This is a genomic window from Nitrosospira sp. Nsp2, assembly GCF_003050965.1.
GTDB lineage: Bacteria > Pseudomonadota > Gammaproteobacteria > Burkholderiales > Nitrosomonadaceae > Nitrosospira.
In genome coordinates, this window is the sequence record NZ_QAOU01000002.1 from 174,758 (window position 1) to 197,057 (window position 22,300).

The window sequence follows — 22,300 nt, forward strand, 5'->3', positions numbered from 1 at the left end:
AAGTCCGCGCAGAATTTTTTCCCAAAATTCAAGCCTGCTGGGCTTGCTCTTCCATTCTCCGGTTACTAAGCTGATTCATCTCGTCTGAAATAGTATGCGAGCCCGTTGTTTTCTTCCGCAAACCCGCTCGCATGCGGGGCAGACTACACGGATATTTTGGTGTAAGCGACTGAACTGATCAGGCGGGGCATCTCTACCGGCTGACTGGAGGCATATGACCGATGACTTTACCGGATTGCCCGTCGGCACGCGGCTCGATGACCAGCTGCCGGGAATAAAGTTTTTGAAGTATGGCGGAATGGTGGGTGGAATCGTCGTCGATTCCGTGAGCGGCCATGTGGCAAGCTTCAACGACGCGCCCGGCTGCGAGTTTTGCGGCAGTGGAGCAAGGATCTCATTTTCCGCGTTACAGCGCAGCGTAAGCCTGCATGTCGGCCTGTTGCCTGTGACCGGAGTTACCGTCCAGCAGGATTTGCGGCTGACCGGTCTCGATGCGGGCGGCATGGCAGTCGCGACGGCAATCGCGAACGTGACCGCGGGAACCGGTTTTGACACGACCCTCGATCTTGCCATCGCCGAGCCTCGAATCGCCACGGTGGTGCTCGAGGCGGTCAACGATCCGGCATTGCTGGCCGCTATTGCGGTGCGCGACATTACTTTCGAGGAGACAACCGGCGGACAGGCCGATTTCTTTCTTGTAGGTCCTTTGGGCGAGACGCTGGTCCAGGGTGGCGCGGCGGCGGATATTCCCGTCACCATCATGCGTATCGGCGGATCCAGCGGCGCCATCGGGTTTACGTTCAGCCAGCTGCCGGCAGGCGTGACCGGCAGCGTCAATCCCAATCCCTCGCTTGGCACGGGCATCACCCTGCACCTGCAGGCGGACGCCAGCTCGATGCCGGAAACGCGGCTGGTCGTTCTTACCGGAACGCCCACTCCCAGCGCTGGCCCGGCCCCGCGCAGCCTGGCGATGGTTATCGCGACGACGCCGAAGCTGCGCATATTCGGGCCTGCGGATATAGACTTTGCCGGTTGCAACCCGCAAGGCGCGCATGGCAGCGTGACCCGCGATTACTGGGTGATCCGCGACCCGAGCATAAGCGGGCCGTTGACTGTCTCGCTTGAAGGGTTGCCTGCGGATGTTTCCGGAACGGCCGATCCACAGACGCTCACGTTCCCCGGCGGCGCGATTGGTGAACGTGTCACGGTCAATATAAACACGATAGCCGGACCGACGGTGCCCGACACGGCGGTAACGCTGCGCTTGGTCGGCAGCGGAATCGACCTGCCGTTTACAGTTCTGGTTCATGGCAGTTGTCCCCAGCAGAACCGCAACTTCGTCATCCGCGGTCAGTTTGGCTATCTCAACGCCAACAGCGTGGAGCCAGGAGTGGGTTTTCAACCGTTAATAGGCGCGCAAGTGGAGTTTTTCCGCTACCGCTCGGACTGGTACGACGACAAAGTCGGCGAGACATCCACGGATGACCAAGGGCGTTTTAGCCTCGATCTCTACGCCTCCATCGACGGAGATTATTATGCGCGCCTGCGGTTGTTCAGCCCCGAGGTGGAAGTCGAGGATGCGGATAACTCCAGTGTCTGGTCGATCGACACCGCGCACCAGTCAAACAGCGGCGGCCTCATCGAAGTTGGAACCATCCAGATTTCCCGCGACGGCGGCGAAGGGACGCCGCGAGCCGCTGTCTGGCAGGGCTTCCGCAATGCCGCGCGCGAGTTCCCGGACAAATTTGGCGAGGCCGTTCCCGGCGGATTTTTCAAGGTCCAGATCTGGCGCGGCCATCTCACGCCGCTGACATGGTATGACGAAGTCCATTGGGCTCACGGTTATCGCACGGGCGAGTTTGGGAATCCATACAGGGCGACTACGCACGAGTTCTCCCACGTCTTCAGGGACGTGCTGGATGGTCCCGAATCGCACTGGCATGGCGACGACCTCCTCTATGTGTATGGACGCGGGCATGGCTCATGCATCGCCCCGGTGACAGGCTCAGCCAATGCGGGGTTCGCATTCCATGAAGGATGGGCGGAATTCTGGTCGAACGATACGACATGCTGTCCTGGTGACGAAAGCAACCAGGACATCGAAGGCACGGTCGCGCACGATCTCGAGAACCTTGCGGGCAAGCTCCCCGGGAATGTTTCAGATCGGCGGAAAGGAATGCTCCAGGTGCTGCAGCGCGGACCCAACCTGATCCATTCCGATGAAGAGTTTCGGCGTGAGTATGTGTCGCAGTTCCCAGGCATTCCATTAGGAAATATCAGCGACGGGTGCTCGGGAGTCGAGAACAGGCATGCGTATTTCGAACTCGATCCCGCCTGGCAGCGGGAAAACCTCATGCCGGCGATCAGAGCGAGGCAGAAGGCAATCACGGGTTTCAAGCAGCAGCAGCGCTATAGCACGGGTTTGAGAACCTTTATGCTGCGCGCGGCGATCGAGGAAACCAGCGTCATCATTCAACGGATGAACGAACAACTGGCCGAGCTTGATCGCGGCGGGCCTCCCGAGCGTTATCTGAAGCAGGCGCCCTTCCAGCGCCTGCGGCGCGCGGAATTCCTGAGCATGCGCCGGGCTATCCAGGTGCGCGCGCTGCGCGATGCTTGCGCCGTGGTCCCGCCCGAACAAAGGCACGAGATTGAACGCCGCATACGCCTGCTCGAGGAGAGCCGCATCGAGGATGCAGCGCTTGAAACATTGCTGCCATTGCCGCCCGTGGCTGGGGACGACGCCACCACCCCCCTTCGAGAGGATGGCTACAAATAGCTTAAGGGGCGATAACGGCGACGTGCCCAGGTCAACTGGCATTTACAGTCAGCCAGTCGTTGGTCAATTGTGGCCTGCTACCCCGATTTTAGAACGAGGTTAGACTTGAGCAAACCGGCGGAGAAATCGGACACCCAGATGAGAAAACCGCAGGCCAGGGGGAGTAGCGGTCTCCGCCACTCCCGCTTCCGCACGGTAGGCGTGGAGCGAATTTTCTAAAAAACGGCAGCCTCTGCAGTACCGATCAGTGTGACGAGCGAATAAAATGTCTGCTGCCCGGGCCCCGGGCCGGCAATTGTGGTTGGATGAGTGGCTGTAATTCCGGCAACCTCGACATCTAGCGGCGCGTTATGCTCCGTCACGGTAATTGAAGGCAAAACCAGCGTAAAGGTCACTACTTCCAAATCTGGAATCTGGCTTAGTGTTACGGTTATCAACTGCCCAAGCGAAGTATCTTCAACCGTCAGTTCGTCGTTGCCGAAGCTTCGGTCTAACTGGTCATCGTGATAGATGAGGCTCGAACCGGTAAGCGTGCCGGTCGCGTATTCCACATTTATGGAATCTCCACGGAGGCTGAATAGGTTGGCTGGGATCTCTTCAGAAAGTTCTTGCATGACAAATACCCCTTATGAAGTTAGTCGATCAAATGCGCCAGGTCAGAAAACGACCGCCACAGCGGAAGGGCCATACCTGCGAATGCCGCTTAATGCGGGTTGCCTCGGTGTAGCGACGCTGCCGCGATTAATCCGGGCTGGTCCGTCTTCATTTCAAGTTGATCTACGACAGAGCCTACATGAGGCAAAGTATCCATCAGACCGCAGGCTTTCCGTTCGGTGGCGCACCAAGCGAACCGATGTCTCTGTCCGGGGGAAATGACAGGAACTCATGACCCGACAACGCGCGCCGTCTTACCTCAATTTCGATAAACACAGCTATCCCTGGAAGCCCGACATCGACTATCGGAAGGAGCCGGAAAAGTATCGGGTGGGCAAAGGCGAGCAGGGCGTGTTGATATGCGAGCCCTATAAAAGCGAACTAACGCCTCACTGGCGTTTCAGGACACCAGAGCTGGCAAGCCAAAGCAGCGCGGTTCTTTACCAAATGTTCGAAGAATATCTAGAAGCCGGGGATTTCGTCGGCGCCGATATGGCCCGAAAATTCCTGCAGATGGGATACACCCGCGCGAGGCGGTATGCAAATTTCAAAGGGGGCGTCAAATATGACAAAAACAATAGTTACGCTTTAAACGAAAGAGGCACCGGCGACCCGGCGAAAGCCGAAAGCGCGGCTATTTTCTACGAGAAATGGAAGCAGGCGGAAGCGCAACCCGAGTATGCACGTCGAAAAAAGGCATGGCGTGAGCAATATGGATGAAGGTCAGGCAGAATTCGAAGGAGCGCTGCCTTTGAATACCGAAGCGCGAGAATGGAAAAAAGAAAACTTCCCCCGCCAGGAATTATATTGAGCGAAATATTCGGCAGATATCTGACTCGATGGCGGCTGTTGCCTGACGGCGACCCCATCATTACCCGCAGTAGCAGGCTTTTGCCCGTGCGCATGGACGGGACCCCAGCCATGCTGAAGATAGCGATAGATACCGAAGAGAAATTCGGCGGGTTGTTGTTGAAGTGGTGGGATGGGCAGGGGGCGGCACACGTGTTCGCGCATGAGGGTGTAGCATTACTCATGGAAAGGGCCGAGGGTCCTGCATCTTTGGCTGACATGGCCCGGGGTCACAGGGACGACGGGGACGATCAAGCCAGCAGGCTCATTTGCCGCGTCGTGGAGCAGTTGCATGCACCGGCGGCGAGATCGCGTCCGCTTCCGGACCTTGTGCCGCTTGCGCATTGGTTCCGGGAGTTGGAGCTAGCTGCGGCAAGGCATGGCGGCATTTTGACCACGTGCGCGGAAACCGCTCGTCGGCTGCTGGCATCGGAGCGCGATATCGTGCCGCTGCATGGCGACATCCACCACGGCAATATTCTCGACTTCGGCCCTCGCGGCTGGCTGGCCATCGACCCCAAGCGTTTGACTGGAGAACGCGGCTTCGACTACGCCAATCTGTTCTGCAACCCCGAGGCGGCGATTGCATTAGCGCCGGGCCGGCTGACCCGCCAGGCCGATGTGGTAGCCGAGGCGGCGGGTCTTGAACGGGAGCGGCTATTGAAGTGGATCATGGCTTATGCAGGTCTTTCCGCCGCGTGGTTTATCGGGGATGGGGAATGGGAGCCTGCAAAAGCCGCGCTTGCCGTTGCTGAGCTGGCGGCAGCAGAATTGACGTGAACGGCGCCATGACCGGAAAATGCGCTTAGCCGTTAGCGGCCATGGCGAGTCTTGATTCAACATTAGAAGGTTGATGTTTCCGTGGGCAATGGCCTTTGCCTTGGACTTTATCAGCGGCTTCGCACAAGGAAACAGAGAGGAGCACGACATGCCAAAAGTATACAACTCAATTATCGTATTTGCTCCGATAGAGCAGGTATGGTCGAGAATCCGCGACTTTCATGACTTCTCCTGGGCGCCGTCCGTGATCACTTCGTGCGAAAAAGTGGGCGATGGCGATGGGCGCTCGGTAGGCGCAAAGCGGCGTCTGAATGGGGCGTTACTGGATACGCTGATTGCGTACAGCGCAATTGACAGGCGGATGATGTATTCCCTTGATGAAGGACCATCGCCGCTCTCATCCAGGGAAATCCGTGATTATGTGGGCAACCTGCACCTGCTGCCGATTACCGCCGACAACACGACGTTCGCGGAATGGTCCGGGATGTGGGAGTCGGAAAATACGGATGCGGTCGAGTACATGAACGGCGTGTACCGCTCTCTCCTTGCCGACCTCGCAGCGGGCTTTGGCGCCAAACGCTAGCGGCGAAAGATCATCCGCTCTGTCTAACGATCAGAGTGGGGATAAGCTGCCATTCGCTTAGTGATAAAGCGGGGATGTTAGGTCATGAAGGTCCGCCAGCGCTGACTGGCGGACCTTGAGCGAGGACGGTCTTTTTGCTTCTTTTTAACGCAGTCCCAGGAAACTTAAAACGGCGATAATGACTACGATCAGTCCTACCCACCAGATAATGCTGTTCATTAGCGTCTCCTTAATAGTAGTTTTAGGTTGAAAATCGCAAAAATATTGAACGGCTTTAACGTTACTCTTCCGTAAGATTATTTTCTGCGCGCCAGCGCACATAGCGTCGATCGCGAAGACTAGAAGAACACCCGCGAGGCGCTGCCATTCAAGGGCGTTACCGTATAAAAATCGCGCTGTCCGGCCGCAAGAACGATCGAGAACCGGTGCAGGGTTGTGATTCCGATGGTACGGACAGGCACCGTCTGCTCCCCCGGAATGGTTACCATGGGCAATAGAACGCTAAAGGTGGTTCCGCCGGTATCGACCGTCATACGGGTTGTGACGCTGACAAGCGTGCCGATCTCCGTAGCCGCCAGACGAATCTCGTCACCACTGAAATTGAGTGTCTGCTGCAGGTCCTGGTAGCTGAAATGCGGTTCTCCGTCGATCCCCGTCGTTGAATAGACCACATGCAGATTCCTGCCGCTGAGGTCGTAATGATTTGGGGTTTGACCAGTAGCATGCTTCTGTTCCATTGGTAGCTCCTTTTATTCACCGCGCGCAGCGGAAGGCGCTGCTCCTTTCGACACTCTTTCGTTTATAGACTGGCGGCATGAAATAACAAGGCGTGACTCGACAATACGAAAACGGTGGCATCCGCACATTGAAGAGAACAGGAGGCGCAATCGAGTTGACTCTCCATGGCATTTTGGTTAAATTCAGGGAGCAGAACAATCGTTCTGTATAATGCGGATGTGCGGATGCGGCAAGCATGGTTTGTTACGTGAAACGAATGGTTTCGCTGTTATCGCGCCGGGAGTGGAATTGAACGATTTAGTGGAGTTCGGGCGGGAGCGTGGCACGCTGGCGGAGCGGAAGGCGGGGCTGGCGGACGTGAGCGGTCTGGTGCCCGCGCTGAAACGCCGCCATGCGCAACGTATTACCGGCGAGCTCGTGATTTCGGCCCGCGCTGCGCGCTTCGCGGAATTCCCGGCAGACCTCGACGGCCGCATCGCGCAGGGCCTGGTGCAGCGCGGCATCACCCAGCTCTACAGCCATCAGCGCGAGGCGTGGGATCGGATCACGGCAGGCGAGCACGTTGTGATCGTCACCCCGACGGCCTCGGGAAAGACGCTGTGCTACAACCTGCCCGTGATCCAGGCGGCAATACAGAACCGGGCGAAGGCACTCTATCTTTTTCCGACCAAGGCCCTGGCCCAGGATCAGGTCACGGAACTGCTGGAACTCAACCAGGTGGGCAACCTTGGGGTCCGGGCCTACACCTTCGATGGCGATACGCCGGGCGACGCGCGCAAGGCGGTGCGCACGCATGGAGATATCGTGATATCGAATCCCGATATGCTGCACCAGGGCATACTGCCGCACCATACGAAGTGGGCGCAGTTCTTCGAGAACCTGAAATTCGTCGTCATCGACGAGATGCATACCTACCGGGGAGTGTTCGGCTCGCACGTTGCCAACGTCATCCGCCGCCTGAACCGCATCTGTGCTTTTTACGGTGTCAGGCCCACTTATATTTTTTGCTCGGCAACCATTGCGAATCCCGCGCAGCTGGCGAGCGGCCTTCTGGGCGAGCCGGTCGCCGCGATCGACCAGTCCGGCGCCCCGGCCGGGGAAAAGCATCTGTTGTTCTGGAATCCGCCCCTCATCAATCCCGACCTGGGGCTGCGCGCCTCGGCCCGCTCCCAGACCACCCGCATTGCCCGCAGTGCGGTGAAGGCCGGGCTCAAGACGATCGTGTTCGCCAATACCCGTCTGATGGTGGAAGTGCTGACCAAGTACCTGAAGGATGTGTTCGACAGCGATCCACGCCAGCCGCCGCGTATCGCGGCATATCGCGGCGGTTATCTACCGACGGAGCGGCGCGATACCGCAACCCGGCTGCGGGCAGGGCAGCTCGACTGCGTGGTGGCGACGAACGCACTGGAGCTGGGGGTGGATATCGGCGGCCTGGATGTCTGCCTGCTCAATGGCTTTCCGGGTACCATTGCGGGAACGTGGCAGCGGCTGGGCCGGGCAGGGCGGCGCAACCGGCCGGCGATGGGCGTGCTGATTGCGACCAGCGACCCGCTCGATCAGTACATTATCCGCAATTCAGAATTCTTCACTGCCGCATCTCCCGAGCGCGGCTGCATCGATCCCGACCAATTGCTGATTTTGATGGATCATATCCGTTGCGCTGCATTCGAGCTGCCATTCCAGGACAGCGAGCGCTTCGGCAAGGAGCCGCTGGCGGAAATGCTCGGCTACCTTGAGACGGAGGGCGTGCTGCACCATGAAGGGCAGCGGTGGCACTGGATGGCGGACAGCTATCCCGCCAACAGTGTCAGCTTGCGCTCGGTTGCGGATGGCAATTTCGTGGTGGTGGATGTGACCGGGGGCAAGCAGGACGTTATTGCCGAGGTCGATTATTCGAGGGCGGCATCGACGCTGTACGAGGGGGCCATCTACCTGATCCAGGCCAGCCCGTGGCAGGTGGAAAAGCTGGACTGGGAAGGACGCAAGGCCTTCGTGACCCGGACGCAGGCCGATTATTACACTGACTCCATCGACTTTACGAAGCTCAAGATACTGGACTGCTTCGAAGAGGATAGGGAAGACAAACCTCTACATGAGCCGAATGGATCAAACGGGGCGGGGGCAGGTGGCCTGTGCAGCCGTGGCGAAGTGCATCTGGTGCGCCGTGTCGCGGGCTACAAGAAGATACGCTACTACAGCCACGAAAACGTTGGCTACGGCAAGGTCAACCTGCCGGATCACGAGATGCACACAACGGCGGTATGGTGGCAGATGAGTCCCGCTGCGCTGGCCGTGGCCTTCCCGGCCCGCTGGCAGGCGCTGGACGGGTTCCTCGGCGCGGCGTATGCGCTGCATCACGTTGCCGCGCTGCTCACGCTATCGGATCGGCAAGACCTTGGAAGGGCCGTGGGTGATGGCGAGGGCACCTGGTTTGCCAGTATCGACCAGAATGGCCGCGGCAGCCCCCGAAGCATTTCCGGCGAGACGGTGGAGCTCAACGAGCGGCAGTTCATTCCCACCGTTTTCCTTTATGACAACTACGCGGGAGGCATTGGGCTTTCGACGCCGCTGTTTGACCTGCGCCACGAAATTGTTTCGCGAACGATAGAGCTGGTGCAGGACTGCGGCTGCCCATCTGGCTGCCCTTCGTGCGTGGGACCTATCCTCGCCTCGGACGAAAGCCGGACATATGTGCCCAAGCAGGCTGCCCTGACAGTGCTGAATCTGCTCTCGATCTCACGCGAACGCCAAAGCCGGACTTTGGATGCGGAGACGCTATGACGCTGGCGCAGCGGTTGGCCCTGCTGCAAGGTAAAAATAATAATGCACGGGAGGGGCAGGACAGGACCGGCAAGCCGGGGAGCGACTTGGCCGGCGACTCGTCCACGCCCGCTTCCCTTCCTTCCGAGCCCGCGGCGGTTTCACTGATGGAGCGCCTGAAGCGGTTACACGGCAGCAGCGATGGTAGTCGCAACACGTCCGGACGGACCAAACTCAGCGATATCGAGGTCGCCCGGCACCTTCGCGGGGATGTGATAGCGCCGGGTTTGATCCAGGTGATACAGGCCATCCCCCTTGCAAGCTGGCATGGCAGGGTTGCGTTTTCAGAGTTGGCTTGTAGCCCGCTCGCAGCCCTGGGCTTGCAGGATGAAGCGTCGATTGGGGGATTGCTGTTTCTGGATACCGAGACCACCGGCCTTGCCGGAGGCACGGGTACCCTGCCTTTCATGGTGTGCCTGGCGCGAATCCAGGGCGAAGAGATACAGCTGGGGCAATGGATACTGACCGGGTTCGCCGGCGAGGCGGCATTGCTGGAGACAGTTTTCACCTGGATCAAGCCCTCGGCCCACCTGGTTTCATACAATGGCAAGAGTTTCGATGTGCCGCTGCTCATCACCCGTTACCGACTGGTCCGCCAGACCCATCCGTTTGCCGACAAGCCGCATATCGATCTTCTGCATCTCACGCGCCGTGCCTGTGGCCACGGCTGGGACGATTGCCGCCTTCAGACCGCGGAGCAGCGCTTGCTGGGGTTCAGGCGAGAGGACGATTTTCCGAGCCATCTTATTCCTCAGGCCTGGAGCGAGTTTGTCAGGGGCGGCGCCGTCCAGCCGTTGGCCGCCATCGCGGAACACAACCGCCGCGACGTGCTGTCGCTGGCGGCGTTGCTGGCCATGCTTGCCCGTATCTATGCCGAACCTGGCCATGAGGCAGCACACGCACTGAAAGTCGCGGAGATCCATGTACGTCGCGGCCATGCGCAGCATGCGATAGAACACCTCACCAATTCTGCGGGCGACCTGGATGAGGCAGCGCTTTTATTCCTGGCGAAGCTGCACCGGATGCAGCGGCAGGATGCACAGGCGCTCGCCATCTGGCATCAGCTCAGGCAGAACAACTGCGTTGCCGGAATAGAGGCCCTGGCCAAATACCATGAACACGTGACGCGCGATCTGGGAGTCGCGCTGGAGCTTGCGGAGAAGTTGTTAAGCCTCCAACCGGCCAGGGATCTTCATGCGAAGCGACGCGACCGTCTGCGACAGCGTCTGGCAAGGCCGAAGGCATGAAGAATGGGTAATGGAGAGAACCGCGGAACGGCCAAAGGGGAAACCTCGGGATCCCGTGGCCTAGCCCGATGGGGAAATGACCAGGCGATGAATCGCTCCACTAACGACCTCGACCTCGACCCTAGTGGCCCTCGACCGTGCCGCAAAAGCATCCGGTCGACGTTCAAACCTTATTACAGCGTTTGGCAGCAGCCAGTTGCTGATTAACTGGGATTGAGCACGCGGGCGTCGCTATCTCCTCGCACTATGGCTTTCTTGTGTAAATGATCTCCATCATCTTCATTTCCTTGCCACCATGATGAGTCCCGAACATATCAAAAGTCTGGGTATTGTTATCGACAATCGTCCAGACGGCGCGATGCGTCATGTGTCCTCCACCCGGCTCGGCATGTTTTCCCTTCAACGTGATGGTCTTGCCATCGGCGCTCGCCGTACCTTCCATGATGAAGGTGCCGGTACCCATGGTACTCATCCAGGACGTTACATAGCGCTTGAGAAGATTGTCGTAGCCGATTATCTCAAGTCCGGAGAAGGGCTGCCCCATCATCTGGCCGCTGTATTCCTGTTGAAGAAAACGCCCGTCCAGCAACATCTTCATTTCTGCGGAACCGGTAGATTCCATCGGCGGTTTACCGGGTTCCATCCATTCTTTCGTTTTGGTAGTCCAACTTCCGGCAAGGCTGGCTAACAGCTTATGGGGTTCGCCCGGCGTGGCCAGTTTCTTATAGAGTTCCATCTCGGCCTGCGGATCCCTAGGATGCGCCGCCTTGTCATCCTTCGCGTAGGCAAGCGATGTCGTCAGCACAACGCAGAGAGTGGCGAGGGTAAATTGTATGGTACGCATGATATCCTCCTTATAGAGTGACTCGGTTGATGGCGCCAATTCAGCAATTTCCATACTGCCTTTGCCCTTTTTTTTTGTTACTTCCTACGCATAGCCGCTAGGGTAACCAGTAACATAGGGACATAGGGGGAAAAAAGCTGCCTTTGGTACTATATTACTGTTACTTAAAAAAATTTCCGTGCGGTCTCATAACAGAATAGCCCGGGATCAGGCGCTTTTATTCCTTGCCGAGCTGTACCGGTTTCAGCGGCAGGATGAACAGAATTATCAATGGGTTTAATGCGCGTATTGCCGCGAACTACCAGCATGGGGATCTGCGGGCAAAGGGTTCTAACTATGTATGCCCCGGACATTGTCGGCGAGAAGGCAGACGTTTTCAAACTGTCGTTCCAGTTGCAAATGTAAAAATCGGAACGGCTGGCGGCAAGCGATAACATGAGGCGAAGCCGCTGGAGATTATTGCAGGATCAGCTGTGCTGACGGCGCTAACCCCTTGCGGGGATTATTCCTGATTATCTTCCTTCGCTTGCGGAGCTACCTGCTCCCAGCCATCCGGGCATTCCTTCACCTGCGGGTAATAGCCCTCGGCGGATCGGCAGTAGTGCCAGAAATTCCCTTGAGATTGGGTGGCGGGCTGGGCCGTGTCATTCCGCTCGATGTAGACCGCTGGGGGAACGGGCCGCACGGCGACCGGCGGGTAGCCGTAATAAGCGGGGGGGTAATAGGGCGGCATATAGCCGAATGCGCCAAAGCCGAACCCCGGACCGAACCCCCACGCTGGCCAACCGCCGTACGAATGGATATGTTGGTGGTGATGATGCCGCCCATAGTGCCTGTGTCCATCCTGATGCCCGTGCCCATCCTTGTCCGGGCGCCCATCTCCGTCCTTGTCCTGATCGTTGTCCTGATCGTTGTCTCCCTCGCCGTCGTCGTCCCCCGCGCCATCATCAAATCCTCCATCGTCGAATCCGCCATCGTCTCCTCCATCGTCAGCCCATACCGGCGCTGAAGGAGTCAATCCGAGCACGGCGACCATGAACAATGCGAGACATGACTGAGTGATCTTTTTCATTAAAGTCCCATTTGCTGCTTATGCATATGCTGCTGTTTCTGCATAAGGGTGGCCAAAATGAAAACCGCAACAATTTTGTGCGAGTGAGGCGCGTCTCTTATCGGTTCAGGCAATGGCGTGTATCGTCCCGTGAACTGTGTCAATGAATTAACGCACGGCCCTGCTTTTTCGATGACATCTTCCGGCGGCTGCTTTGACAGGGCGTGGGGGAACAAATTCGCTGCCGAGCGAAATGACTAAACGCGGGAAAAGGCGGCCCGCGAACCCGAGCATTGATCAGAAACAGCGTGCCGCTTGGGGATTCCGGTTTTCAGGATGGTATGTTGGCCTGCCAACAGACCGGCGCCCCGGTCGACGCCATCCTATACATGGAGAGATGGGGCACCTGTCCGTGGAGCATTGCGAAGTTGCAGGCGCGGAGGACTCATACAAGGGCCCGTGCCCGCGAAAATGCGATCCCAATCCAAGGTCTCGCTGGTCGGGTGCCGCAGCCGGTCAATCCCGGCGTGGATTCCGATATGACGGAGGTGAGATACGACTAAGGTGAAAGGAGCGGGAAGGGATCGTAGGGAAATACTCAACTGAAGAGGGATAAAAAATGACTATACCGGGGTTTGCTGCGGAAGCATCCTTATATCGGAGCAGGGGCCGCTACACGGTGGTGAAGTACGCCGGCGGGTTTGGCCGTCACGCGCTTGTTTCGCCGCAGGCGTGCGGAGCGTTAAAGTCTCTGGCGTGTAACGGCTTGATTCTGGGCTGCGTCGGTTGCGCCGCGTTCACGCCGAACGTGCCTGCCGTCGTAGGGTGCTTTGCGGCTTGTCTGGGCGGGTTTTTCGGCTATTGCCGCGAGTGCATAGACGTGCTTGACGTCCCTGAGAACGGTGGTGGCGGTGGGGGCGGCGGTGGCGGAAGCCCCGCCGGGGGCACCTGCTTCCCCAATAAATGCTGCGAATGGGGCGACAACGGCGAGTGCACCCTTTGCATTCCAAGGAACGCCGCGTGCCCCTGACGCCCCGATCGGCCCGATTGGCCGCGATTGGACAGGATTGGCCCGGGCTGCCGGATCAGATGGACCGGGCTGGAGGCGCAAGACGGGTTGACGATCGACCCATGGCGCGCCTCGCCAGTTTACTTAGCTCCCGCAGCCACAGCACCGAGCTCGCGGCCAGCGTGCACAGCATCCAGTCGTCGAGGTTCAGGCTCACGGTCGAAAACGCCTTTTGCAGAAAGGGCAGGTAAACAACCGCTATCTGCAACAGGATGGACAGGCCGATTGAGGCCCACAGCCATTTGTTGGAAAACAGGCCGGCGAATGCGCTCTGCTCATCCGAGCGCGCGTTGATCACGTTGAAGAGCGAGGCGAGCACCAGCGTGGTGAACGCCATGGTCTGCGCATAGCGCATGTTGCCGCTGCCTTCAATGAATCCTCCGGGAAGAGAGGCGTCCAGCACCAGCAGCGTGCTCGCGGCCATGATCACGCCGACATAGACAATGCCGGACCACATTTGGCGCGTAATGACCCCTTCGCCTTTAGCGCGCGGCGGTCTGCGCATCACATCGGCATCCGGCGGATCCACGCCAAGCGCAAGCGCGGGTGCGCCATCCGTTACCAGGTTGATCCACAGGAGCTGGGTCGCCAGCAACGGGAGCACGATAAGCTGCTCTTCGGCGTGCAGTCCGATGGCATCCGCCAGAACCACGCCGAAGAACATCGCGAGTACTTCGCCGATGTTCGAGGAGAGCAGGTAGCGCAAAAACTTGCGGATGTTAGCGAAAATGGCGCGCCCCTCTTCGACAGCCGCGATGATGGACGCAAAATTGTCATCCGTCAGCACCATGTCTGCGGCTTCCTTGGACACGTCCGTACCCGTGATGCCCATGGCGACGCCGATATCCGACGTCTTAAGGGCAGGCGCATCGTTTACGCCATCCCCCGTCATCGCCACGACTTCTCCCCCGCGCTGCAACGCCTTGACGATGCGCAGCTTGTGTTCCGGGCTCACCCGGGCGTACACAGACACTTCCCTGACGGTTTGATCCAGCGTCTCGTCCGTCATTTTCTCCAGTTCGGAGCCGGTGACCGCCCGGGTGTTCCCCTCCCCGATGATCCCGAGCTGGGCGGCGATAACGGCCGCGGTGACGGGATGATCGCCGGTGATCATGAGCGCGCGGATGCCCGCCATTTTCGCGCGGGCGACCGCTTCTTTCGCTTCCTCGCGCGGCGGGTCAATCATGCCGATCAAGCCCGCGAATACGAGATCCTGTTCGAGGCTTTCATCGACGCCACCAAGTTCGAGCGTAACCAGCGCAGCGGCGGGCATCGAGCGGAAGGCCACCCCTAGCGAACGCAGCGCTTCGCCCGCAAGTTCCTCGTTCTGCTTCAAAATGGCCGCGCGGCGCTCCTCGGTCAGCGGTTTCGTCTCGTCTCCTACCAGTTCGCACGAACAGCACCCGAGCAACAGGTCTGGCGCGCCCTTGGTGAAGACAAGCAGCCGCTCCCGGCTCTGAGGATGGGCATCGGCATCGGTATGAATCGTCGTCATCAGCTTGCGCTCGGAGGAGAAGGGAATTTCTCCCACGCGCTCGAAACGGGCGTCCAGCGCTTCCTTTTCCAGCCCAGCCTTGCGTGCAGCGACGAGAAGCGCTCCCTCGGTAGGGTCGCCCTGCACTGTCCAATGCCCCTCATGCTCTTGCAGAACGGCATTGCTGGCCCGGTCGCCTACGGCAAGCGCCCGCTCCAGTTCGGTTTGCAATGCACCCGCGATGGCCGACTGCTGATCCACGGTGGCGCCCGCGGTCCCCGCATTTTCCTTGCGCAGCACTTCGCCCTGCGGCGAATAGCCTGAGCCGCCGAAGGCCACGCGTCCGCTTGCCGTCACAACCGCGCGCACTGTCATCTCATTCCTGGTGAGCGTGCCGGTTTTATCGGAAGCAACCGTGGTGGCCGACCCCAGCGTTTCCACCGCCGCGAGACGTCGTATGATGGCGTTCCTGCGCGCCATCCGCTGCACGCCCAGCGCAAGGACAGCCGTGACCACGGCTGGCAGCCCCTCGGGTATCGCCGCGACTGCCAGGGCCACGCCCAGGATAAGCGCATCCATAATCGCGGCGAAGCCACTTACATGCTCGACAAGGATAATCGTTGCGATCATCACCACGGCGATGACGACGACGATTATTCCCAGCAGTCTGCCTACGTGCGCGAGCTCCTTTTGCAGGGAAGTCGTTTCCTGCGGCGTTTCTTCGAGCATGCCGGCGATGTGGCCCATCTGGGTGTGCATGCCCGTCGCGACGACTACTGCGCGGCCGCGGCCAAACGTCGCGCTGGTGCCGCTGAACAGCATGTTGCGGCGGTCGCCGATTTCGGCTTCTTCAGTGATCGGCTGGGTATACTTCGAAACCGGCGTGCTCTCGCCGGTAAGGGCCGCCTCCGCCGTCTGCAGCGCGACGGAATGTATCAGCCGCGCGTCGGCCGGAACGGTATCGCCTTCTTCAATGAGGATAATATCGCCGGGCACGAGTTGAGCCGCTGGAATGTTCCGCCGCGCGCCATCCCGGAGGACGTTGGCCTGAGCCGCCGACATTTGCCGCAATGCGGCGACTGCCTCCTCCGCTTTCGATTCCTGGACATAGCCCATGAGGGCGTTAAGCAGCACCACGGCAAAAATTGCGATGGCTTCGTATGGCAAGGCCGAGTCGCGCTCGTACAGCCACACCCCTGCCGAGATGGCGGTGGCGATCAGCAGCAGGACCACCAGCACGTTTTGAAACTGGGCGAGAAATTTTCTCCAGCCGGGAACCGGTTTTTCGGCCTCCAGCTCATTTGCGCCGTACCTGTCCAGCCGCGCCCGCGCTTCGCTTTCGCTCAAGCCGTGCCTGGTATCGGACACAAAGGCAGCCAATACCTCATCGACGGGCTGCTGATAAGGATTCTTCCGCTCCTGCTGGGCACCAGCGACACTCATGCGCTATCTCATCATGACGTTGCAGCCCAGGGATGACGTATAAAAGGATCAGATGCGGTTCGGCCCCCCGCGCGTTAATTATTCAGGGAGCCCTGAAGCTGCTGGGCATGCTCAAGGTGGTCCGACAGGGGCGCAAACATGTTGTACAGCAACGCCTTCAATTCCTCGCTGCTGGCGCGGGGCATCAGCCTGTTGTCTATCGTATCGAGCATGTGCTGGTTAAGAATGACGTTATGGTCGATGTATGCCTTATCGAAATCGGTGCCGTCCATCACCGCGAGTTGGGGAAAGCCCGTCTCGCTATCCAGCCGCAACTCCTGGTTGATGGTGCTGTCCCGCGGCGGCAATTCAAGTTTATCCACCAACTCGGTAGCCCGCTTGTTGAGGGCCTCGTGGTCGCTTATCTTTCGCTGTGCGAATGTCCTGACCTCGAGGTTGGAAGATTTCGTCGCGGCGAGCAGGCCTGTCTCGATGGCCATGCGATGCGCGGTGATCACCACCTGGGCAATCTGCGCATCGTCCATCTCCCGGAAGTCGGCAAACGCAAGCGCAGGCGCGATCAGTCCGGCGGCAAAAACGGATATATTTTTCATGAATTTCCTCGAAGGATCGTCGCCAGCGTCCAAGCCAGTGTCTCAGTCAGCGTCTCAGTTAGTGTATATCCCGCTTCAGTTGTTCCTGCTTTTTCGCGTTGGCTGGCAGGGTGATGACTATCCTGGGGGGACTGAGGACCCGCACTTTAGCTCCTGCCGCCGTCAGGGGTTCGATCAGCGACGACAGTTCTTCCAGGCCTTTCACGCTTGCGATCTTCGCCAGCAGTTCGGGGCCGCCTGAGGCGCGGACCTCTTCCACCCGACCGGGCGCGTCATCACCGTGCAACAGGGAAAACAATGAATGATTATAGTTCACGGGCAGCGTAATCTCGATCTCCAGCGCATCATCCAGCAGCGCCGGTATGGACTCGATCGTTTCGTGTCCGTGCCAGGGTAATGTGATCAGCGGTTCTTTTTCCATTCTTTGCCCTCGTTTGTCATCGGCTGGAAACGCCAGGCCACCTTGAACTTGTAACCAAGCTGCAACCGGCCATCCATCATCTTCTGTAATTATCCGCTATCGGCCGCCATACCCATCATTATGGGCGATCGCAACCCTGCATCTCCGTTCGTTTCAGTACAGAAGGAACCTCTGGACAAATCCTCCGCTGAAGGGACGGTCTCTCCGGGCAGTTACTTTGTCATGCTCCTGACGAAGGGAACTGTTGTCCTTCTCGTCGTCGCCGGTCCTGCTTCCCATCCCTCAAAATCTACCGTCGCCCCGTGAATACCTGTTGTGAGGACTTGTTCAAAGGCTTGCAAGGGCACAAAGGAATTCCCGGTTCGGTCGGTCATATCGCCATGCGCTTGTTATTATCGCTGAAACCGTCTATTTTTCAATTGATGAACTTGTTTATGAGTTCCCGCGGTGACCGAAAATGCGGCGGCGCGACTGATCGGGAAGCATTGCGAGTCTCGCCCCTGATCAAATCGAGTAGAAGAAATTTCTCCGGGGATCGCCACGCCGCTCGTGTGCATCATTGCCTTTGCCTTTGCCTTTGCCGGAGAGCGTATTCAAGTCATCATTGTGCCGGTATTCATTTTTTCGATTCCTTATGAGGAGATCATCATGGCTACAATTTTTGGCACACCCTACAACGATAACGGCGGCTGGAATGGCGGGCAATATCGTTCCTATTTGGGTGGCGGGGACGGCAATGACAATATCTACGGCCTCGCGGGAAGCGACGTCATTTACGGCTATCGGGGGCACGACCGCCTGTATGGCCAGGATGGCAATGACCGGATTCACGCGGGCGAGGGTGATGACAAGCTCTATGGCGGCATTGGTAATGACGTGCTCGATGGCGGCAGCGGAAACGACTATCTGGACGCCGGCGCCGGTAATGACAGTCTTGAAGGTTCTACCGGCAATGACGCGCTTAGCGGGAGCGAAGGCAACGATTCGCTGAGCGGCGGAGCCGGCAACGATCATCTGGACGGCTCAACGGGCAACGATGCGTTGAGCGGCGGCAACGACAGCGACTACCTTTTCGGTGGCGATGGCAGCGATGTCCTCAACGGCGGCAACGGCAATGATTATCTCAACGGCGGCAGCGGAAAGGATTATCTTTTTGGGAGCACCGGGAAAGATACCTTCGATTTCGATCGGGTGAGTGACAGCCTCAAGCCCCATCCGCTCGGGTTCAATCCGCAGTATGACATCATCTCGGGCTTCAACCGCCCGGAAGGGGATAAGCTCGATCTCTCCACCATTGATGCGAATGCACAAGTGGCGGGCAACCAGGCGTTCAGTTCGAGCCAGCTTTCATACAACGCGGCTATCGGCGTTCTGACTGCCCATGTTGCTGGCGGGGGAGACCTGCAGATACAGTTGGTGGCGACCGCGGCATTCAATCCGAGTCTGGATGTTATTGCATGAGGGTGTAATTTCCGAAGGTCTGCGGGCGGCGGAGGCGTTTCTTCCGTCGGCTACTGGCCCCGGAGGATGCCGTTGCCCGACTGTTCCAGTTCGTCTATCGCCCGGTCGAGAATCTCCGTATCGGCGCCACTTTCGATCCTGACCGCGTTGAGCGGCTCGAAATACACATTCGCGATATTATCGCTGGTGATTACCAGCAAGGGCTTGATTCCCAGGTTTTCGCCGCCAATATCGAGGGGAATGGATGTGCTTGAGTGCTGCGTGCCGCTGCCGGTTATCTCGATCGTTGAGGTTCTGGCGTCGTGCAGAACAATGTAACTGATCGTGCCGTCCGCCTTGGCAAAAAAATCCTGCAGAATTCCGTCATAGAAGATTACATTGTTCAGATTCTGCGTGCGGGACAGCACATGGGCGCGCACGAGTTCAGCGCCCTTCTTCTTTCTCCCTCTCTCCAGCATGAACAGGTAGCGGTGACGGGTGAAGCCGCTGAGATAGCCGTTCTCGATCAGTTTACCTGCGCCGAACCCCAGCAACCCGGTGATCGCGCCCGTGACGCCGAAGTAAACCAGGATCCAGCCCGCATAATGGTCGAGCATGCTGCGAAATGTGCGCGGAGGGGTGCCGGGGAGCGTGAAGGCTTCGATGCGCAGCAAGGCGGCAAATTCGTCGAAATCCACGCAGGGCATGCCGGCCAGCGTGGGTAGAGCGCCCGGGCCGGTGCCAAGACACAGACGGGTATTGATGACAAAGTAGGCGCAAGCGTGGATAAGGAAACTGATGATGACGACGCCCGCCAGCTGCGCGAGTGGGCTTGCAGGGGATACCTCCCGGGTTACCTGGTTCGGGGAGTAGAGTCCCCAGAAAAAAGCGAAGCCGGGAAGCAGCAGGACAACGATGACAACCGTTGCCCAGGCGATGGACATGGATAGCTTGGGGGATGGTTTAGGGCGGGATTACGCCGTTGCGGCCTCAGAAATGGAAGGCGCCGCTGCGGCTTTCTGACCGTTGCGCAATGCTTCTATTTCCTTGATGGCGGTTCTCAGATCGACGGAAGATCTATGCGGATTGGAAAGAACCTTGATCACGATTTCCGAATTGCCGCCCGCGAGGCGCACCAGCTTGTCATACAAGACCCGGTCTTTATCCTTGAGAACCCGCATTGTTCGCCCACCGCTCCGATTATTCCGTTAAATGATGTTTGAATTATTAGCATAATAGCGGATGGGTGTCAAGAGTGTATTTCGAAGATTCCGGGTGCCAGCGCAGAAAATGCATTGGATCGCGATTTATGGCGCCGCAACCGCTAACGGCAGGAGCAAGTCGAGAAGTAAGTCGGGATACAGGGAAAAGCCGGGGGGTCGAAGCAGTGGAAGGTGGCGGAGCCGGATTGCCCGGCCTGCAAGGTTTCTATTCGCCGCCCATTGACTTGACCTGGGCGCGGAGATTTTCGATCTCGTCGAGGAGTTGCAGGGCCAGGGCGACGCCCGCCAAATTGACGCCGAGGTCGCTTTGGAGGCGCATCGCTGTTCTCGCGCGACGCATCTGCTCGCCGGAGAAGCGCCAATGCTGGGGTTCGTTTTCTTCGGTGGGCATCTCCGGCATCAGCAGGCCCTCGTCCACCAGTTCTATTATGTAACCGGTCTGCACCGAACAGGCATGGCTGATTTCGGTCAGGGTCAGAACGCTCTCCTCGTCGAGAATGATTCCGCTCAGTGCGCCGGGCCCGTTTGCAGACCCGGATTCAGGATCGGTCGACATATTGTCCAGCCCATTTTCACCGCTCATGCGCTCACTCCCAGCCTGGCTCTCGGATTAAATGATTTAAACTGCTCCGCCATCTTGCGGTAAGACTCCTTGTCCGCCTCATCATTGGCGGGAGGAGCCACGATTTGCAGCACCACAAAAAAATCCCCCGGCGTTTTGCCGGGAATGCCGCGGCCCTTCAACCTGAGCTTGCGTCCTGTTGTTGAACCAGCAGGAATCTTGAGTTCAACGACCCCACCCGGTGTGGGTGTTTTTACCGTCGCGCCCAGCGCCGCCTCCCACGGGGCCACTGGCAGATCAAGGTAAACGTCCGCATTCTCTACACGATAGAAGGGGTGGGGGCGAAATGCAACTTCAAGGTACAGGTCTCCGGGTTTGCCCTGGCCGTGGCCTGGCGCGCCCTGGCCCGCGAGGCGTATATACTGCCCCGAGCGGATGCCTCGCGGAATGACGACATTCAGCTTGTGCTCCCGCGTCGACACATGTCCACCAGCGTCTACCTGGGGTACCTGAAGGGTAATGGAGCGGGTACCACCGGTGTACGCTTCTTCGAGGTCGATCATTATCTTTGCGTAATGATCCTGGCCCGGCACACTAAATGTCCCGCCCGTCCGAGCGCCCGTTGCTCCGCCTTGCCTGCCTTGTCTTCCATGGGCCGCGCCAAAACCATGGCCGAACAGGGATTCGAAAAAATCGCTGTACTGCGATGCATCGGCCCCGCCAAACCCGCGTTCGGAAAACTCGAAGCCCGCGTTCCAGTCCGGCGGCGGGCGGAATTCCTGGTTCGGCTTCCATTCCGCGCCGAGCCGGTCGTAGGCCACCCGCTTTTCCGGATCTTTCAGCACCTCATAAGCCTCGCCCAGTTCCTTGAAGCGAACCTCCGCCTCGGGTTCCTTGCTTACATCGGGATGATACTTGCGCGCCAGCTTCCGGTAAGCGCGCTTGATGTCGTCCTGGGACGCATCCCGCGGCACACCCATGATCTTGTAATAATCCTTGAATTCCATTTATGATTCGCAATAAGCAACGCAAGCGTTCGGATTTCACTCAAGCATACCCTGTAACTCTCCTCTATTACAAACACGAACAGATTCCAGCCCATACATCTCTCATCGGGAATGCAAGCCTGCTGAGACTGCCGTGACCGTGATAGTGACAATTGATTGCACCGGCAGCGGTTCTTACCGGCACGATCATCAGGCCATTCCTTGAGGATCGAGAGCTTGGCGGTGGGGAGCAGCCCCCGTATATTGTAGATTCGACGAACTGCTCTCGTTATCGGCTACCCTGCTATTGAGCGTACACAAAGGGAGGCAGTTTCTTCAATGCCTCCTTTGTGGCCCCCGCAATTATCGCCTTTGGGGCGATCTGGGTGAATTGGCGCACCGGTATCGCGACCCGGTGCTTCCCCATCCCGAGAAAGCCTCCAACCTCCACAATTGCCACGGACAACTTCCCGTCCGGGCTCAGGATCAGATCCTCAATTTCCCCGATCTTATCGCCGGATTCATTCTGGACTTTGGTACCGATCAGCTTGGAAGCCCGCCAGCCGGTAGCAATAAGCTCGGTCTCAACTACAGTGACACCCAGCGTTACCTTTCCCGCCGGTACCGGTGGTACTACAGCTCCCTTGTCATGACTTTCGGCAAAGGCCGTACCAATCAATGCCAGGCTGAAAAATACAGGGATGATTATGCTTCTTCCGAGGTTCAGGTTCATGATTTAAC

The 22,300-nt window shown here is 58.5% G+C and carries 20 protein-coding genes; 8 read left to right on the forward strand and 12 right to left on the reverse strand.

What is annotated here, in order from left to right; all coding sequences use genetic code 11:
• Positions 1-214: 214 nt before the first annotated feature.
• The gene (locus C8R31_RS04990) at positions 215-2,779 is read left to right on the forward strand and encodes a hypothetical protein (protein WP_107692972.1); all 2,565 of its coding nucleotides are present in this window, start codon (positions 215-217) and stop codon (positions 2,777-2,779) included.
• 215 nt (positions 2,780-2,994) lie between these two features.
• On the opposite strand, the gene C8R31_RS04995 is transcribed toward C8R31_RS04990, so the two are convergent.
• Complete coding sequence (locus tag C8R31_RS04995; protein WP_107692973.1) at positions 2,995-3,393, reverse strand: hypothetical protein; 399 nt, start codon at positions 3,391-3,393, stop codon at positions 2,995-2,997.
• Positions 3,394-3,664: 271 nt separating this feature from the next.
• Here C8R31_RS04995 and C8R31_RS05000 point away from each other — a divergent pair, with 271 nt between their 5' ends.
• From C8R31_RS05000 to C8R31_RS05010, 3 genes are all read left to right on the forward strand, one after another.
• Entirely contained in the window at positions 3,665-4,153 is a 489-nt protein-coding gene (locus tag C8R31_RS05000; RefSeq protein ID WP_107692974.1) for a DUF4385 domain-containing protein, read from the forward strand.
• Positions 4,154-4,240: 87 nt separating this feature from the next.
• Entirely contained in the window at positions 4,241-5,062 is an 822-nt protein-coding gene (locus tag C8R31_RS05005; protein ID WP_258192551.1) for an aminoglycoside phosphotransferase family protein, read from the forward strand.
• A 148-nt stretch (positions 5,063-5,210) separates the two neighbouring features.
• A complete protein-coding gene (locus C8R31_RS05010; RefSeq protein ID WP_107693457.1) occupies positions 5,211-5,645 on the forward strand; it encodes an SRPBCC family protein in 435 nt (144 codons plus the stop codon).
• A gap of 338 nt (positions 5,646-5,983) precedes the next feature.
• Here C8R31_RS05010 and C8R31_RS05015 read toward each other — a convergent pair whose 3' ends face one another.
• Positions 5,984-6,382, reverse strand: coding sequence for a hypothetical protein (locus C8R31_RS05015; RefSeq protein ID WP_107692975.1), 399 nt, complete (start codon positions 6,380-6,382; stop codon positions 5,984-5,986).
• A gap of 289 nt (positions 6,383-6,671) precedes the next feature.
• On the opposite strand from C8R31_RS05015, the gene C8R31_RS05020 reads away from it, so the two are divergent.
• Positions 6,672-9,167, forward strand: coding sequence for a DEAD/DEAH box helicase (locus tag C8R31_RS05020; RefSeq protein ID WP_219907452.1), 2,496 nt, complete (start codon positions 6,672-6,674; stop codon positions 9,165-9,167).
• Positions 9,164-10,453, forward strand: coding sequence for a ribonuclease H-like domain-containing protein (locus C8R31_RS05025; RefSeq protein ID WP_107692977.1), 1,290 nt, complete (start codon positions 9,164-9,166; stop codon positions 10,451-10,453). Before C8R31_RS05020 ends, C8R31_RS05025 begins: the two co-directional genes overlap by 4 nt.
• Before the next feature lie 244 nt (positions 10,454-10,697).
• Here the strand turns inward: C8R31_RS05025 and C8R31_RS05030 are convergent, their stop codons facing one another.
• Together C8R31_RS05030 and C8R31_RS15995 are read right to left on the reverse strand one after the other, a co-directional pair.
• The gene (locus C8R31_RS05030; RefSeq protein ID WP_107693458.1) at positions 10,698-11,297 is read right to left on the reverse strand and encodes a DUF1579 domain-containing protein; all 600 of its coding nucleotides are present in this window, start codon (positions 11,295-11,297) and stop codon (positions 10,698-10,700) included.
• Positions 11,298-11,799: 502 nt separating this feature from the next.
• Complete coding sequence (locus tag C8R31_RS15995) at positions 11,800-12,369, reverse strand: hypothetical protein (RefSeq protein ID WP_181320440.1); 570 nt, start codon at positions 12,367-12,369, stop codon at positions 11,800-11,802.
• Positions 12,370-12,967: 598 nt separating this feature from the next.
• Here C8R31_RS15995 and C8R31_RS15815 point away from each other — a divergent pair.
• On the forward strand, positions 12,968-13,378 hold the full coding sequence (locus C8R31_RS15815) for a hypothetical protein (protein WP_146164556.1): 411 nt from the start codon (positions 12,968-12,970) through the stop codon (positions 13,376-13,378).
• A gap of 55 nt (positions 13,379-13,433) precedes the next feature.
• Here C8R31_RS15815 and C8R31_RS05055 read toward each other — a convergent pair whose 3' ends face one another.
• The 3 genes from C8R31_RS05055 to C8R31_RS05065 all read right to left on the reverse strand — a co-directional run bounded on the left by C8R31_RS05055 (position 13,434) and on the right by C8R31_RS05065 (position 17,348).
• Positions 13,434-16,334, reverse strand: a complete 2,901-nt coding sequence (locus C8R31_RS05055) for a cation-translocating P-type ATPase (protein WP_107692981.1) — start codon at positions 16,332-16,334, stop codon at positions 13,434-13,436.
• 74 nt (positions 16,335-16,408) lie between these two features.
• Positions 16,409-16,927 (reverse strand): DUF4142 domain-containing protein, encoded by a 519-nt coding sequence (locus C8R31_RS05060; protein ID WP_107692982.1) that lies wholly within the window; start codon positions 16,925-16,927, stop codon positions 16,409-16,411.
• Between the two features lie 58 nt (positions 16,928-16,985).
• On the reverse strand, positions 16,986-17,348 hold the full coding sequence (locus C8R31_RS05065; RefSeq protein ID WP_107692983.1) for a hypothetical protein: 363 nt from the start codon (positions 17,346-17,348) through the stop codon (positions 16,986-16,988).
• Between the two features lie 648 nt (positions 17,349-17,996).
• Here C8R31_RS05065 and C8R31_RS05070 point away from each other — a divergent pair.
• Positions 17,997-18,809, forward strand: a complete 813-nt coding sequence (locus tag C8R31_RS05070; RefSeq protein ID WP_146164557.1) for a calcium-binding protein — start codon at positions 17,997-17,999, stop codon at positions 18,807-18,809.
• Positions 18,810-18,859: 50 nt separating this feature from the next.
• Here the strand turns inward: C8R31_RS05070 and C8R31_RS05075 are convergent, their stop codons facing one another.
• The 5 genes from C8R31_RS05075 to C8R31_RS05095 all read right to left on the reverse strand — a co-directional run bounded on the left by C8R31_RS05075 (position 18,860) and on the right by C8R31_RS05095 (position 22,292).
• The gene (locus tag C8R31_RS05075; RefSeq protein ID WP_107692985.1) at positions 18,860-19,732 is read right to left on the reverse strand and encodes a hypothetical protein; all 873 of its coding nucleotides are present in this window, start codon (positions 19,730-19,732) and stop codon (positions 18,860-18,862) included.
• Positions 19,733-19,762: 30 nt separating this feature from the next.
• Positions 19,763-19,969 (reverse strand): hypothetical protein, encoded by a 207-nt coding sequence (locus tag C8R31_RS05080; protein WP_107692986.1) that lies wholly within the window; start codon positions 19,967-19,969, stop codon positions 19,763-19,765.
• A gap of 247 nt (positions 19,970-20,216) precedes the next feature.
• Entirely contained in the window at positions 20,217-20,594 is a 378-nt protein-coding gene (locus tag C8R31_RS05085) for a chaperone modulator CbpM (RefSeq protein ID WP_258192552.1), read from the reverse strand.
• Positions 20,591-21,580 carry a DnaJ C-terminal domain-containing protein gene (locus tag C8R31_RS05090; RefSeq protein ID WP_107692987.1) on the reverse strand — a complete coding sequence of 330 codons (990 nt, stop codon included), beginning with the start codon at positions 21,578-21,580 and terminating at the stop codon, positions 20,591-20,593. Before C8R31_RS05090 ends, C8R31_RS05085 begins: the two co-directional genes overlap by 4 nt.
• 283 nt (positions 21,581-21,863) lie before the next feature.
• Complete coding sequence (locus tag C8R31_RS05095; RefSeq protein ID WP_107692988.1) at positions 21,864-22,292, reverse strand: PRC-barrel domain-containing protein; 429 nt, start codon at positions 22,290-22,292, stop codon at positions 21,864-21,866.
• Positions 22,293-22,300: the final 8 nt, after the last annotated feature.

Bases quoted from the DNA above. Each gene is read 5' to 3' on its own strand.
- C8R31_RS04990 (WP_107692972.1), top strand. From the start codon at position 215: ATGACCGATGACTTTACCGGATTGCCCGTCGGCACGCGGCTCGATGAC.
- C8R31_RS04995 (WP_107692973.1), bottom strand. From the start codon at position 3,393: ATGCAAGAACTTTCTGAAGAGATCCCAGCCAACCTATTCAGCCTCCGT.
- C8R31_RS05000 (WP_107692974.1), top strand. From the start codon at position 3,665: ATGACCCGACAACGCGCGCCGTCTTACCTCAATTTCGATAAACACAGC.
- C8R31_RS05010 (WP_107693457.1), top strand. From the start codon at position 5,211: ATGCCAAAAGTATACAACTCAATTATCGTATTTGCTCCGATAGAGCAG.
- C8R31_RS05015 (WP_107692975.1), bottom strand. From the start codon at position 6,382: ATGGAACAGAAGCATGCTACTGGTCAAACCCCAAATCATTACGACCTC.
- C8R31_RS05025 (WP_107692977.1), top strand. From the start codon at position 9,164: ATGACGCTGGCGCAGCGGTTGGCCCTGCTGCAAGGTAAAAATAATAAT.
- C8R31_RS05030 (WP_107693458.1), bottom strand. From the start codon at position 11,297: ATGCGTACCATACAATTTACCCTCGCCACTCTCTGCGTTGTGCTGACG.
- C8R31_RS15995 (WP_181320440.1), bottom strand. From the start codon at position 12,369: ATGAAAAAGATCACTCAGTCATGTCTCGCATTGTTCATGGTCGCCGTG.
- C8R31_RS15815 (WP_146164556.1), top strand. From the start codon at position 12,968: ATGACTATACCGGGGTTTGCTGCGGAAGCATCCTTATATCGGAGCAGG.
- C8R31_RS05055 (WP_107692981.1), bottom strand. From the start codon at position 16,334: ATGAGTGTCGCTGGTGCCCAGCAGGAGCGGAAGAATCCTTATCAGCAG.
- C8R31_RS05060 (WP_107692982.1), bottom strand. From the start codon at position 16,927: ATGAAAAATATATCCGTTTTTGCCGCCGGACTGATCGCGCCTGCGCTT.
- C8R31_RS05065 (WP_107692983.1), bottom strand. From the start codon at position 17,348: ATGGAAAAAGAACCGCTGATCACATTACCCTGGCACGGACACGAAACG.
- C8R31_RS05070 (WP_146164557.1), top strand. From the start codon at position 17,997: ATGGCTACAATTTTTGGCACACCCTACAACGATAACGGCGGCTGGAAT.
- C8R31_RS05075 (WP_107692985.1), bottom strand. From the start codon at position 19,732: ATGTCCATCGCCTGGGCAACGGTTGTCATCGTTGTCCTGCTGCTTCCC.
- C8R31_RS05080 (WP_107692986.1), bottom strand. From the start codon at position 19,969: ATGCGGGTTCTCAAGGATAAAGACCGGGTCTTGTATGACAAGCTGGTG.
- C8R31_RS05085 (WP_258192552.1), bottom strand. From the start codon at position 20,594: ATGAGCGGTGAAAATGGGCTGGACAATATGTCGACCGATCCTGAATCC.
- C8R31_RS05090 (WP_107692987.1), bottom strand. From the start codon at position 21,580: ATGGAATTCAAGGATTATTACAAGATCATGGGTGTGCCGCGGGATGCG.
- C8R31_RS05095 (WP_107692988.1), bottom strand. From the start codon at position 22,292: ATGAACCTGAACCTCGGAAGAAGCATAATCATCCCTGTATTTTTCAGC.